The sequence below is a fragment of the Devosia sp. Root685 genome, assembly GCF_001427875.1.
GTDB lineage: Bacteria > Pseudomonadota > Alphaproteobacteria > Rhizobiales > Devosiaceae > Devosia.
The window spans coordinates 300,674-313,037 of sequence record NZ_LMHK01000003.1 but is presented as its reverse complement, the minus strand read 5'-3'; the positions used below and the strand labels follow the sequence as shown (position 1 = coordinate 313,037).

Here is a 12,364-nt window from a genome sequence, read left to right as displayed (position 1 = left end):
ACCCTCGCAGACTAGACCGGATTCTTCTTCGGCACGTCGCGGAGGTGGTCGAGGAGGAAGGCGTGCGTGGCTTTGTTGGCGACGATGAGGACGCCGGTTTTTTCGAACACTTCGGGGCCGCGGTTCCACCAGTCGGTGACGAGGCCACCGGCTTCTTCGACGAGCAGGATGCCGGCAGCGGTGTCGACAAAACCGGTTTCTTCAAAATAGCCGGTGAGGCGGCCGCAGGCGACCCAGGCGCAGGAATTTGCGGCGCTGCCGACGATGCGGACGGCGCCGATGGGCGCGCGGATTGCGTCGAGGCGGGCGTAAGCCCCTGGATGTAAAGAGAGATTTGGGGTGGGCAGGCCAGTGCCGACGCACATCATGGCCACGTCGGTGGAGCGGCTGACATGGAGGCGGGTGCCGTTGAGAAAGGCGCCCTGCCCTTTTATGGCGGTGAACATTTCGTCGGCGACGGGATCGTAGACGAGGCCGCAGATGGTTTCATTGCCGCGGCGCAGGGCAATGGTGATGGTATAGTGCTGGCCGTTGAGGAAATTGGTGGTGCCGTCGATGGGATCGACGAGCCAGCGGTGGGTTTCGTCGTCGCGCTCGGCGGGGGCGAATTCTTCGCCCGTAAGACCCCAGGGATAGCGGGAGAGAAGGCGGTCGCGGATCAGGGTTTCGGATTCGCGGTCGGCATCGGAAACGAAGTCGCCGGGGCCTTTGACGCCGATTTCGAGATCGCGAAAACGCTTGAAATGGTCGAGGGTTAACGCGCCGGCCTCGCGCGTGGTGGCGACCATATCGGCGAGGATGGCGTTGTAATCGTGGCTCATGATGCTAGGGCCGCGATGAGCCCCTCCGGGTCGTCGGTGGTGATCTGGTCGACTTTGAGCGCCAGCAGGCGCCGGACTTTGGGGAGCGTCGTTTGGTCGACGGTGCGGATGGTCCAGGCGTCGATGCGCCGTCCGGCCGCGTGAATGGGGGCGACGATATCGAAGCCGGCGGCGTCGGCTTCGAGGACAATTTCGTGGGCGAGATAGATCATCTCGGCGTCGGGCGCGGTTTTGAGCGCGTCGTTGATGAAGGTTTTATAGTCGCCGGTGGTCTGCAGGCGGGCGAGGGAGGCGCCGTAGCAGGGGTCGTAGCCGGTGCGCAGATTGGGCGCCGAATTGGCTAGCAGACTGATAGCATCGAAGTCGCCGCCCGAGAGAATGAGTGAACGCGCGACGGGGCCCACGGCGGCGCCGAAATTGGCGACCACTTCCGGGGTGAGGGCGGCGGAAACTTCCTTGAAATCAAGCTGCAGCAGCGCATCGGGATGCGGCTGATTTTGCGCGAGGAGCGCGCAGAGGTCTTCGAGCAGCATCACCTTATCGGCAATGGGCTGCCCATCGGTGCCGCGCAGGTGCAATTGGCGCAGGACCGCGGCCGGCGTTTCGCGCACGAGGCCGGAACCGGTGGTCTCCTCCTCAAGCGAGAAGTTATGAAGAATAGCACAGCCGTGGTCGGCGTGGATAACCAGGTCCACCTCGACGCTGGCGCCGAGCCGCATGGCTTCGAGGATGCGGCTGCCGGTGAAGACCGGGTCCGACGCCTTGCGGCGGCCGCGGTGCCATTTGAGCCAGGTGCGGTGGCCGCCCTGTTCGATATAGAGCGGGTCGCTCATGCCTCGCTCCGGAAAATCTGGGTGTTGTCGCGATAGGCGGCAACGGCGCGAGGTTGCAGATTGACGCCCTGGCCGGTTTTGAACTGGCCGGGGTGGGAGACCATGGCCTTTAGGCGGGTGCCATCGGGGAGGTTGAGGTCGAGAAGGCCGTGGGTGCCGTAATCGGTGACGCGATGGACTTTTGCAGCGCCCGGTTCGGCGGCGACGAGATCGAGGGCTTCGGGGCGGATGGCGAGGGTTGCGGGGCCATCGGCGACGGCGAGGGGATGGGTGAAACTGGCGCGGGTGAACTGGCCGTTGGCGACCGTGCCTTCGATGAGGTTCATGGTGCCGATGAAACCGGCGACGAAGGGGGTTTGGGGATCGCGATAGACGACGTCGGGGCGATCGATCTGCTCGGTGCGGCCATCGCGCATAACGACGATGCGGTCGGCCATGGAAAGGGCTTCGTCCTGACCGTGGGTGACGAAGAGCGTGGTGATGCCGACGCGCTGCTGGATGTCGCGGACTTCTTCGCGGAGGCGCTCGCGCAGGTGCTGGTCGAGGCTCGCAAAAGGTTCGTCGAGGAGGAGGATTTTGGGTTCGAGCACCAGCGAGCGGGCGAGAGCGACGCGCTGCTGCTGGCCGCCCGAAAGCTGGGTAACGCGGCGGGTGCCATAGCCTGAAAGGCCGACGAGTTCGAGCACGGCGTCCACTTTGCGCTTGATCTCGTCGGATGGAAGGCGGCGCAGTTTCAGGCCAAAGGCGAGGTTTTTGAAGACGTCCATATGGGTCCAGAGGGCGTGGCTCTGGAACACCATGCCGGTAGGGCGCTTTTCCGGCGGCAGGTGGGTGATGTCCTGGCCATCGATGGTGATGAGGCCCGAGGTCGGCTGCTCAAAACCGCCAACCATGCGGAGGAGGGTGGATTTGCCGGAGCCCGAGGGGCCGAGGAGGCAGACGAGTTCGCCGTCGGCGACTTCGAGCGAGAAATTGTCCACGGCCTTGGTGCCGCCGGGGAAGAGCTTTGAGACGTCTTTAATGGTCAGGACGGACATTTTTATTCCTTTACCTCTCGGGCGGCGGCGAGATTGGCGCGAGGGGCATCGGCCGGGAAGCGGGCGTGGGATGGGGTGGAAACACTGGAGTGAAAGGAGCGGCGGAAGGCCCCCTCACCCGAATTGCTGCGCAATTCGACCTCTCCCCCTAAGGGAGGGGTGAAGGGTTGAGAGGGCGGGGCTTGACGAAAGGCCCCCCACCTAGCCTCCCCCTCTAAGGGGGAGGGATCTGCCGGTGGCTCACCAACGGCGAGGCAAACTCGATGGGTTTCTCTCCCTAGCAGGGGATTGTTCACTTTGGACTTCGCTGGTTCATCCTCTTTCACCGCGTCATTCCCGCGAAAGCGGGAATCTCTGTTTAGGTGCAAGGGGATTCCCGCTTTCGCGGGAATGACGCCGAGTTTGTTAAGGGCGCTGAGCAGTCCAAAGTAAACAGTCCCCCCTTGAAGGGGGAGGCTGGGTGGGGGTGTTTGGGCGCAAGGGGCGTCGGTTATGAATTGGACGCTGTGTGGGGTGGAGTGGGATGGCCGGACGGGCTTCTCGCCCGAATTGCTGCGCAGTTCGAGCTCTTCCTCGGAGGGAAGGGTGGAGTGGTCCCGCACGTTTTGCGTGTGCCGGCCCCCCCTCCCATCCTCCCCCATCAAGGGGGAGGTGCTGGATCGCGTTTTAGGCTGGAATTGTTCAAGACCACTGGCTCGACACCTCCCCCTTGATGGGGGAGGCTGGGAGGGGGTGTCGCCGCTGCCGATGGCGAAAAAATCCAAAAACATCATCCGCCAAAGCCCTTGGCGAAGGAGCCGGAATTGACGACGCGGCGGGCAAAGAGCAGGGCGATGAAGCTGGGGACCCAGAGGAGGACCGAGAGCACGGCGCCGTATTGGATGACGGGCTGATTGTTGATGAAGGAGATCATCAGGACCGGCAGGGTGCGCACTTGCGGGGCGCCGATGAGCCAGGCGCCTTCGGTTTCGTAGAAGGTGCCGACAAAGCTGAGGAGGAGCGCGGCGGCGATGGTTGGGCCGGCTTGCGGCAGGGTGATCGACCAGAAGACGCGGAAGGGGGAGGCGCCGACATCTCTGGCGGCTTCTTCCATGCGGCGGTCGACGGCCTGGAAGGCGGCGACGGGAATCCAGATCATGAACAACAGCGTGCCCACGAGCTGGATGAGGACGACGCCCCAAAAAGTGCCGATGAGGTTGAGTTGCAAAAAGATGCCAGCGATGGCGACCAAGAGGCCGAACTTCGGAAAGGCGTGCCCGGCTAAGAACGAAAAAAACAAAATGTCGCGGCCGGGGAAGTCGAGGCGGGCGAAGGCATAGGCGGCGGGGAGGCAGATGACGGCGGAGAGAAGTGTCACCGTGGTGGCCAGCGTCAGGCTCATGGTGATGGAGCTCCAGACGTCGGCTCTCGCCAGGGTCTGGTACCAGAATTTCAGGCCAAATTCCTGCGGGATGACCGAGGGGAAGCGCCAGACATTGGTGAACGCCCAGGTGCCGACGACGAGCAGCGGCACGACGATGACGAGCGTCAGGACGGCGGCGAAGACGATGCCGGTCCAGTCTATGGGTTTGGCGATTTTGACAGCGGCGCTCATGTCAGGGCGTCCTGTTCTTGGCGACGGAGCGCACATAGAAGAGCCCGAAGAGAATGCAGAAGGCGAAGGTGATGACGGCCTGGGTGAGGGCATTGGTGGGATCGAAGAGATCGCGGAAGGTGCGCTGCATGAAGGGGCCCATCATTTCCGGCGCGGCGGGACCGAGCACATAGGGCAGGGTGAAGGCCGAGAAGATGCCGAGAACGGCAAAGGAAATGGCGACGAGGATGGAATTGGAAATGCGCGGCAGGATGATGTGCCAGAGGAGCGCAAAGCGCCCTGCCCCGACGTCGCGCGCCGCTTCGATAGCCTGATTGGACACATTGCCGAGGCCGGAGAGGAGGATCAGCACGGTGAGCGGGATATTGTCCCAGACAAGGCCGATGACCGGACCCCAGGGGGTCAGGTAAGGCGACTTGATCTTGGGGAGGCCCACGGAATTGAGCAGCAGGTCGACGGTGCCATTGGGGCCGAGAACGCGGATGAAGGCAAAGCTCAAAATGATCGAGGGCACGAACATCGGGAAGATGGCGAGGCCCTGCACATAGGCGGCGATGCGCGAATCGGAAAAGCGCAGATAGAGCGCGATGGGCAGGCACACGACCAGCAGCAAGGCGGCGCAGACGCCGGTGGTCCAGAGCGTGATGGCGAGGTTCGAGCGGCTATAGGGGTCGCTGGCGAAGAACTGATAGCTCGAAACCGAAAACCCGCGACCGCCATCTGATGTCGGCAGCCAGATGGTCTGGATCATGGCCGCGATGATGGGCCAGATGATCAGCCAGAGAACCAGCAATACGGGGACGGCCACGAGCAAGAGGCCAATCGGCCTCTTGCGTTGCGCGGGTGCGGGCGCCAGGGCGCCCGCTGCTTGAGTGGTCACGAGGCGGGATCCACGTTGGGAGCAACGGCGCGATACCAGCCATCATTGATGGCGGTTTCCCACTTGCCGCTTGGGAAGTTGGGAATGGTCTGGGGAATGATATCGGCGAATTTTTCGCGCAGGTCGGCCGAGACATAATCCCAGGAGACGCCGGGGAAGCCACCGAGTTCGGTGAGGACGGCGGACTGGATTTCCTCGGTGAGGAGGAAGTCGGCCAGCTTGAGGGCGGCATCCTTGTTGGTGCCATTGGAGAGCACGGCAAGCTTGGTGAAGCCGCCGGGGAGGCCAAGGTCCTGCAACTGCACGAGGCCGGTGGTTTCGGGCAGAACGCCCTGGGCGATGGCCGAGAGCGCCTGATCGGACCAGGCCGGGATCATGGTGACGGCCGACTGGCCGAGCAGCTGCAGGGACTGGGTATTGCCCGAAGTATAGGCGCCGCCATCAAACAGCGAAGGGGCGAGCTCGAGCAGCATGTCGAAGGCCGGCTTGAGCGCCTCGGCGCCGAATTCGGGCGTAAAATTATCGACGGTAAACTTGCCCGGATCCTTGCCATTGACTTCGTAAATGGCGCGGCGGACGAAATTGCCACCCGAACCGCCCTTGTTGGGACGGTTATAGATGAACTGGCCGGGGTTTGCCTTGATCCAGGCGACGAGATCGGCCCAGGTTTTTGGCACATTGGCCGGATCGAGCTTGGTGGTGTCGTAGGCAAGGAGAACCTGGCTGCCGCGATAGGGCAGATTGGTCGGGATGTCGAAGGCCAGCGGGTTGATCTTGGAATAGTTCGAGAGACCAGCCTTTTCGAAATCGACGTAGAGGCCCTTGGCGATACCATCAACGGTGACGCGGGTATCAAAACCTTCGAAGAGGTCGGCCTGCGGATCGGTGCCGCTGGCAAGGGCGGCGAGAGCGCGGTCGCCGATGGCGGCAACACCGGCGCCATCGCCACCATCAACCAGGTTCAGCGTCAGGCCGGCATTAGCGGCTTCGAATTTGGGCTTTACCACATTGGTCCAGAAATCGATGACGTTCTGGTCCGAGGTGAAATAGACGTCGATCACGCCTTCGGCAGCGAAGGTCATGCGCGGCATAATCGTTACGCCGGCGGCAATGCTGGCGGCGGAAATCAGGAAATGGCGGCGTTTCATCGTGTTCTCCCAAATGGGCAGCCCCTGCGGGCACCCTAGCTGCGCTGGCGACGGAGTCCATGAGCCGGCAGGCCGACAAGCAGATGCGCACCAGCTCGCATCCGCAAACTCTATGGAACTCCCCTCCTCTGCTGCAGAGCACGGCGGGCAATTCCGAATTCTTTGTCGGATATTGCCGAGGCCGCGCAGAGCGCATGCATAGACAACACCGAATGAGACTTGCACACAAGTGCATTTGCATCTCTTTCGGTGACGCTAGATATTTGGCTTCGATAACGCTTTCATGACAGCAATGATGTTGCGACCGTGTGCAATGCTGTGCAAGGGCGGGAAGAGGCCGGCAAACGCGGCTTAGTCCGCTGATGGCCTTACGCTTTTTCGCCAGATGGGGACGGGCTCGAAAATGCGTCTTCCGGCTTCGGCTGCAACGGGCTGACCGAGCAGTTCAACCAGATGATCGGCCATGGCGGCGAAGGGCTGGGCGAAGGTGGTGAGCTTGTAGGATTGCCAATCGCCCTCGTCGATATCGTCAAAGCCGACAAGGCAGAGATCGCGCGGCAGGGAGAGGCCGAATTCGTGGCGGGCGGCATCCATGAAGCCCAGCGCCAGGAGATCGGTGACGCAGAAGACGCCGTCGGGACCATCGGAGCGGCCGAACAGGCGACGCGCACTTTCGTAGCCCGAGGCGTAGCTGGTGGGGCCGGAGGCCATGACGGTGACGGCCATCCCGGCTTCTTTCGCGATCTCGACGAAGACGCGTTCGCGTTCGAGGAGGCTCGCCGTGCTGGCGGTGGAGGTGACGAGAGCGAGGCGCCTGCAGCCGGCGCGGCGGAGCAGGAAGAAGGCTTCGCGCCCGGCCATTTGATTGTCGACGCTCAGATTATGGCAGCCGGTGAGCGGATCGTCGCGATTGATCAGCACCACCTGCTGGCCATTGGCGAGGCTGGTTTCGATCAGTTTTGCCGAAGGGGTGCCGGAAAGGACGACGGTGGCGTCGGCGCGATAATTGAGCGTTTGCCGCAGGGCCGAAGCGACGCTTTCCTCGTCGGTGCCGGTATTGATGATCATGATGACCTTGCCGGCGGCTTGCAGCTTTCGCGTCAGGACATCGACAAGCCTGGCGCGGATGGGGGTGGTCATATCGGCAACGACGAGGCAGACGATATTGCTGCGCTCGCGGAGGCCCCTTGCGAGGTGATTGACGTGGTAACCGAGCTCGCCGGCCGCTTCGAGCACTTTGCGGCGGGTTTCCTCGGAGACGCTGGCGCCATCGGTAAAAGTGCGCGAGACGGCCGAGCGTGATACGCCGGCGCGTTCGGCGACGGTGCGGGCACTGACGAAGGGGCGGCGTTCCGGCTCGCTCATGATGGGGCCCTTGGTTGACGGCGCGATAGTGCTTTCTATGCGGCCGCCGTCAAGGGGGCGTCAGGCTTTGAGCGCTGCCGCATGGTGGGCGATGTGCTCGCCGATGAAGCTCGCGATGAAATAGAAGGAGTGATCGTAGCCGGGGCGGAGGTTGAGCGTCACCTTGTGGTTGTGGCGCGCAGCTTCGGCGGTGAAGAGTTCGGGTTTGAGCTGGGTAAGCAGGAAATCGTCGGCATCGCCCTGGTCGATGAGGATCGGCAGGCGTTCTGTGGCCGAGGCGAGGAGCGCGGTGGCGTCGTATTGTTTCCAGGTGTCGCGGTTGGGCCCGAGATAGGCGGAGAAGGCTTTTTCGCCCCAGGGGACCTGGCTCGGGGCGACGATCGGAGAAAAAGCCGAGACGGCGCGATAGCGGCCGGGGTTTTTGAGCGCGATGGTCAAGGCGCCGTGGCCGCCCATGGAGTGGCCCATGATCGAGCGGGTTTTGTTCGCAGGGAAATTGGATTCGATGAGGGCGGGCAGCTCCTCCACGATGTAGTCGTACATGCGGAAGTGGCTGGCCCAGGGGGCTTCCGTGGCGTTGAGGTAAAAGCCGGCGCCCTTGCCGAGGTCATAGGCAGAATCGTCGGCGACGTCATCGCCGCGGGGGCTGGTGTCGGGGGTGACGAGGATGACGTTGCGCTCGGCGGCATAGGCCTGGGCGCCGGCTTTGGTGATGAAATTCTGCTCGGTGCAGGTGAGGCCGGAGAGCCAATAGATGACGGGCATTTTCGTGCCCTCGGCGTGGACGGGGATGAAGATGCCGAAATTCATGTCGCAGGCGAGGGTTTTGGACGTGTGCCGGAAAACGCTCTGCGTGCCGCCGAAAGAGGCGTGTTGTTCGATGAGGTGCATTTTTGGGGCCTCTATTCACCCAACGGCTGTCATCCCGGCGAAGGCCGGGAGCCATCTTGAGATCTCAGGATGGGCCCCGGCCTTCGCCGGGGTGACACTCGGTGGGTGGGGAACTGGGTGCCAGCAATGGGCGCCGATACCAAATTGCAAAATTAATACTTGATGACCGAGCGGATCGATTTGCCTTCGTGCATGAGATCGAACGCGGTGTTGATGTCGTCGAGGCCCATGGTGTGGGTGACGAAGGGTTTCAGATCGATCTTGCCGCTCATGGCGTCTTCGACCATGCCGGGGAGCTGGGTGCGGCCTTTGACGCCGCCGAAGGCGGTGCCCATCCATTTGCGGCCGGTGACCAGCTGGAACGGGCGGGTGGAGATTTCCTGGCCGGCGCCGGCGACGCCGACGATGATCGACTGGCCCCAGCCGCGATGGGCACTTTCAAGCGCGGCGCGCATGACGTTGACATTGCCGATGCACTCAAAGGAGTGATCGACGCCCCAGCCGGTCATTTCGACGATGACCTGCTGGATCGGTTTGTCATAATCCTTGGGATTGATGCAGTCAGTGGCGCCGAATTCCTTTGCGAGATCGAATTTGCCCGGATTGGTGTCGATTGCAAAAATACGGCCGGCCTTGGCCTGGCGCGCGCCCTGGATGACGGCGAGGCCGATGCCGCCGAGACCGAAGACGGCGACGCTATCGCCTTCCTGAACCTTGGCCGTGTTGTGGACGGCGCCGATGCCGGTGGTGACGCCGCAACCGAGCAGGCAAACGTGCTCGTGATTGGCTTCGGGGTTGATCTTGGCGAGGGAAACCTCGGCGACGACCGTGTATTCGGAGAAGGTGGAGCAGCCCATATAGTGGTAGAGCGGCTGGCCGTTGTAGGAAAAACGCGTTGTGCCATCGGGCATGACGCCCTTGCCCTGCGTGGCGCGCACCGACGTGCAGAGATTGGTTTTTCCCGACTTGCAGAAAAGGCACTCGCCGCATTCGGCGGTATAGAGCGGGATGACGTGATCGCCCGGCTTTACCGAGGTGACGCCTTCGCCGACTTCGACAACGACGCCAGCGCCTTCATGGCCGAGGACAACGGGGAAGAGACCTTCGGGGTCATCGCCCGAGAGGGTGAACGCGTCGGTGTGGCAGACGCCCGTATCGGTGATCCTGATCAGCACTTCGCCCTTTTTGGGCGGGGCGACGTCGATCTCGACGATTTCCAGCGGCTTTCCGGGTGCGAAGGCAACGGCTGCACGGGATTTCATCTTGGGCTCTCCTTTTGGGCGTCAGTTTCCGTTGGGGTACAGGCGGATCCCCACCGGTGCAAGAGTGCGCGAAATCGGCCTTGCCAATTCCTAGCCTCGACCTTATGACATATGACTTATGACATAAGTTGGAGCGATAGATGTCTGAGCTTTTCAGCGTCGCTGACAAAGTGGTGGTCCTGACCGGTGGTCTGGGGCAGCTTGGTCGCGAATTTACCACTTCGCTGGCCAAGGCCGGTGCCAAGGTGGCTGTTTATAGCCGCCGTTCGATCACCGCGGAAAAGTTCGAGGAGCTGTTTCCCGGCCTCAGCGCGAATGTGCGCATCTATGAAGCCAGCGTGACCGACAAGGCCGCGATCGAGGCGGCGACGGACAAGGTGATCGCTGATTGGGGCGTACCGGATGTGCTGGTCAACAATGCCGGCATCGACTCAAAACCCGATGGCGGGGCCGAGCAGAATGCGCCGTTCGAAGTCTATCCGCAAAAATTCTGGGACGAGATCATCGACACCAATCTGACCGGGGTCATGCTCTGCAGCCAGGTGGTTGGCGCGAAAATGGCCGAAAAGGGCCGTGGCAGCATCATCAATATCGGCTCGATCTATGGCTTGGTATCGCCCAACCAGGCGCTCTATGCCTATCGCGAAGCGCGCGACGGCGTGCCCTTCATCAAGGCGGTTTCTTACGCTGCGTCAAAATCGGGTCTCATCAACCTGACGCGCTATGTGGCGACCTATTGGGCGGAAAAGAATGTCCGCTGCAACCTGATCTCCTTTGGCGGGGTCAAGACCGGCAGCTTCGACAAGGAATTCGTCGACAACTTCCTCGAGCGCGTGCCGATGCGCCGCCAGGCCGAGAAGGGCGAATATAACGGCGTCATCCAGTTCCTCGCTTCGGACGCCTCGACCTATATGACGGGCTCCAATGTCGTGGTCGATGGCGGGTTTACCGCATGGTGATCCCAGGCGCGTCAGACCGGGAAAAACTCCACGCTTCGGTGGTTGCCGCCATCGAAGCGGAAATTCTCTCGGGCGAATTGAAGGTGGGCGCACGCCTGCCTTCGGAAGCCGAGCTGGCGCGCCGCTTTTCGATTTCGACGCGCTCGGTGCGCGAGGGGCTGCAGATCCTTGAAACCAAGGGTCTGGTCCGCCGCCGCCACGGCGAGCGCGCCGAAGTGGTGCGCGATGACGTAGACCAGTTTCTCGGTTCGCTCGCGACCACCGTAAAAACGCTCTTTGCCGAAGACCCGGCCTATCTCGTGCAGCTGATGGATGTGCGCCGCATGTTCGAGCTGGAAGTCGTCGGGCGGCTGGCGGGGGGCGAAGGAAAAGTCTCTGAGGAGGTCGAGACGGCGCTGGCCGATCTCGCCGAAGCCAAGGACTTTTCGCACTATGCCGAGGCGGACGCAAAATTTCACCTCGCGCTGGTGCAGTCGCTGGGCAATGAAATTTTGTCCAGCGTCTATGCCAATCTTTATGGGCTGATCACCGATGTGATCCGGCTGACGAGCCGCGTGCCGAGCAAGACGCAGGCCGATGGCGTCGCCGAGCACCAGGCCATCTTCAAATCCATCCAAAGGGGCGATGTCGAGGGGAGCCGCGCGCTGATGCGCGAGCATATCGACAATTCCACCACCTATCTCGAACAGGCGATCGACGCCGCAAAAAAGGGACGCTGAGACAATGGCGGCTTATGACTACAACAACACCGATTGGGCAGCGATCAAGCGGCTCTCCAACTGGTATTCGGGCGATATCCACGACGTGCTCGATGGCCGTGGGCCCTATGGCTATCTGAAGGGCATTTCGCAGTTTGGCGTGCTGGCGCCCGGCCAGGTCGTCTGTGGGCCGGTATCGACGGTGCTCTACGAAAAGAGTTCTCGCGTGGGCCAACCGCAGGACGTTTATCACGGCGCCATCGATGCTGTGACCAAGGGCGGCATTCTGATGGTCGACTCGTCCTGCGCCGAGGGTTCGGGCACGGGCGAACTGATGTCGAGCGGCGCCAAGACCAAGGGCGCGGCAGCGACCGTCGTCAATGGCACGGTGCGCGACCTCGCCGAGGTGCGCAAGCTCGACTATCCGCTCTTTGCCAAGGGGATGAGCCCGGTGGGCGTCTCGGGCCGCATGGAAGCGACCTATTTCCAGACCGAACTGAATATCGATGGCGTGCGGATTCGTCCGGGCGACGTGATTTTTGCCGACGTCACTGGTGTCGTGGTCATTCCCTCGGATCTGGTTGGTGTGATTGCCGATGCGGCCGATGAGCTGGGGAAGAACGAAGTCGCCTGCCGCCAGCGGATTTTGGCGGGTGAAGACCTGCAGAAGATCTGGCCGGTTGGGAAGACTGGCGGGCCGGTCTGATTGTGAAGTGAACACCCTCAGCAGCCCTCATGGTGAGGTGCTTTGCTCTTGCAAAGCCTCGAACCACGGGGGCGTGGCACAAAGCCTCCACTCGCTCGACCCCGTGGTTCGAGGCTCCGCGCCTCACCATGAGGTCTCTTAGGGAAAAGCCCAAAAACACGCTGACCGGA

Annotated in this window: 12 protein-coding genes; 3 read left to right on the top strand and 9 right to left on the bottom strand. The window is 62.2% G+C overall.

What is annotated here, in order from left to right:
- Positions 1-11: 11 nt before the first annotated feature.
- The 9 genes from ASD83_RS16700 to ASD83_RS16655 form a co-directional block, all read right to left on the bottom strand.
- On the bottom strand, positions 12-821 hold the full coding sequence (locus ASD83_RS16700; RefSeq protein WP_056313027.1) for an inositol monophosphatase family protein: 810 nt from the start codon (positions 819-821) through the stop codon (positions 12-14).
- Positions 818-1,654, bottom strand: coding sequence for a glycerophosphodiester phosphodiesterase (locus tag ASD83_RS16695; protein WP_056313025.1), 837 nt, complete (start codon positions 1,652-1,654; stop codon positions 818-820). Before ASD83_RS16695 ends, ASD83_RS16700 begins: the two co-directional genes overlap by 4 nt.
- The gene (locus ASD83_RS16690; protein WP_056313023.1) at positions 1,651-2,691 is read right to left on the bottom strand and encodes an ABC transporter ATP-binding protein; all 1,041 of its coding nucleotides are present in this window, start codon (positions 2,689-2,691) and stop codon (positions 1,651-1,653) included. Before ASD83_RS16690 ends, ASD83_RS16695 begins: the two co-directional genes overlap by 4 nt.
- Positions 2,692-3,460: 769 nt before the next feature.
- On the bottom strand, positions 3,461-4,285 hold the full coding sequence (locus ASD83_RS16680) for an ABC transporter permease (protein WP_056313019.1): 825 nt from the start codon (positions 4,283-4,285) through the stop codon (positions 3,461-3,463).
- A 1-nt stretch (position 4,286) separates the two neighbouring features.
- The gene (locus tag ASD83_RS16675) at positions 4,287-5,165 is read right to left on the bottom strand and encodes an ABC transporter permease (protein WP_056313017.1); all 879 of its coding nucleotides are present in this window, start codon (positions 5,163-5,165) and stop codon (positions 4,287-4,289) included.
- On the bottom strand, positions 5,162-6,313 hold the full coding sequence (locus ASD83_RS16670; RefSeq protein ID WP_056313015.1) for an extracellular solute-binding protein: 1,152 nt from the start codon (positions 6,311-6,313) through the stop codon (positions 5,162-5,164). Before ASD83_RS16670 ends, ASD83_RS16675 begins: the two co-directional genes overlap by 4 nt.
- 351 nt (positions 6,314-6,664) lie before the next feature.
- Positions 6,665-7,678 carry a substrate-binding domain-containing protein gene (locus ASD83_RS16665; RefSeq protein ID WP_056313013.1) on the bottom strand — a complete coding sequence of 338 codons (1,014 nt, stop codon included), beginning with the start codon at positions 7,676-7,678 and terminating at the stop codon, positions 6,665-6,667.
- Between the two features lie 60 nt (positions 7,679-7,738).
- Positions 7,739-8,569: an S-formylglutathione hydrolase gene (gene fghA / locus ASD83_RS16660; protein ID WP_056313011.1), complete on the bottom strand. Its 831-nt coding sequence runs from the start codon at positions 8,567-8,569 to the stop codon at positions 7,739-7,741.
- 152 nt (positions 8,570-8,721) lie between these two features.
- On the bottom strand, positions 8,722-9,831 hold the full coding sequence (locus ASD83_RS16655; protein ID WP_056313009.1) for an S-(hydroxymethyl)glutathione dehydrogenase/class III alcohol dehydrogenase: 1,110 nt from the start codon (positions 9,829-9,831) through the stop codon (positions 8,722-8,724).
- 140 nt (positions 9,832-9,971) lie between these two features.
- On the opposite strand from ASD83_RS16655, the gene ASD83_RS16650 reads away from it, so the two are divergent.
- From ASD83_RS16650 to ASD83_RS16640, 3 genes are read left to right on the top strand one after another with little or no spacing between them, the layout of a single operon-like run.
- Positions 9,972-10,790 carry an SDR family oxidoreductase gene (locus ASD83_RS16650; protein WP_056313008.1) on the top strand — a complete coding sequence of 273 codons (819 nt, stop codon included), beginning with the start codon at positions 9,972-9,974 and terminating at the stop codon, positions 10,788-10,790.
- Positions 10,784-11,509, top strand: coding sequence for a FadR/GntR family transcriptional regulator (locus ASD83_RS16645; protein WP_056313006.1), 726 nt, complete (start codon positions 10,784-10,786; stop codon positions 11,507-11,509). The genes ASD83_RS16650 and ASD83_RS16645 overlap by 7 nt, the downstream gene beginning before the upstream one ends.
- Before the next feature lie 4 nt (positions 11,510-11,513).
- Positions 11,514-12,194, top strand: coding sequence for an RraA family protein (locus ASD83_RS16640; protein ID WP_056313004.1), 681 nt, complete (start codon positions 11,514-11,516; stop codon positions 12,192-12,194).
- Positions 12,195-12,364: the final 170 nt, after the last annotated feature.

Bases quoted from the DNA above. Each gene is read 5' to 3' on its own strand.
- ASD83_RS16700 (WP_056313027.1), bottom strand. From the start codon at position 821: ATGAGCCACGATTACAACGCCATCCTCGCCGATATGGTCGCCACCACG.
- ASD83_RS16695 (WP_056313025.1), bottom strand. From the start codon at position 1,654: ATGAGCGACCCGCTCTATATCGAACAGGGCGGCCACCGCACCTGGCTC.
- ASD83_RS16690 (WP_056313023.1), bottom strand. From the start codon at position 2,691: ATGTCCGTCCTGACCATTAAAGACGTCTCAAAGCTCTTCCCCGGCGGC.
- ASD83_RS16680 (WP_056313019.1), bottom strand. From the start codon at position 4,285: ATGAGCGCCGCTGTCAAAATCGCCAAACCCATAGACTGGACCGGCATC.
- ASD83_RS16670 (WP_056313015.1), bottom strand. From the start codon at position 6,313: ATGAAACGCCGCCATTTCCTGATTTCCGCCGCCAGCATTGCCGCCGGC.
- ASD83_RS16665 (WP_056313013.1), bottom strand. From the start codon at position 7,678: ATGAGCGAGCCGGAACGCCGCCCCTTCGTCAGTGCCCGCACCGTCGCC.
- fghA (WP_056313011.1), bottom strand. From the start codon at position 8,569: ATGCACCTCATCGAACAACACGCCTCTTTCGGCGGCACGCAGAGCGTT.
- ASD83_RS16655 (WP_056313009.1), bottom strand. From the start codon at position 9,831: ATGAAATCCCGTGCAGCCGTTGCCTTCGCACCCGGAAAGCCGCTGGAA.
- ASD83_RS16650 (WP_056313008.1), top strand. From the start codon at position 9,972: ATGTCTGAGCTTTTCAGCGTCGCTGACAAAGTGGTGGTCCTGACCGGT.
- ASD83_RS16645 (WP_056313006.1), top strand. From the start codon at position 10,784: ATGGTGATCCCAGGCGCGTCAGACCGGGAAAAACTCCACGCTTCGGTG.
- ASD83_RS16640 (WP_056313004.1), top strand. From the start codon at position 11,514: ATGGCGGCTTATGACTACAACAACACCGATTGGGCAGCGATCAAGCGG.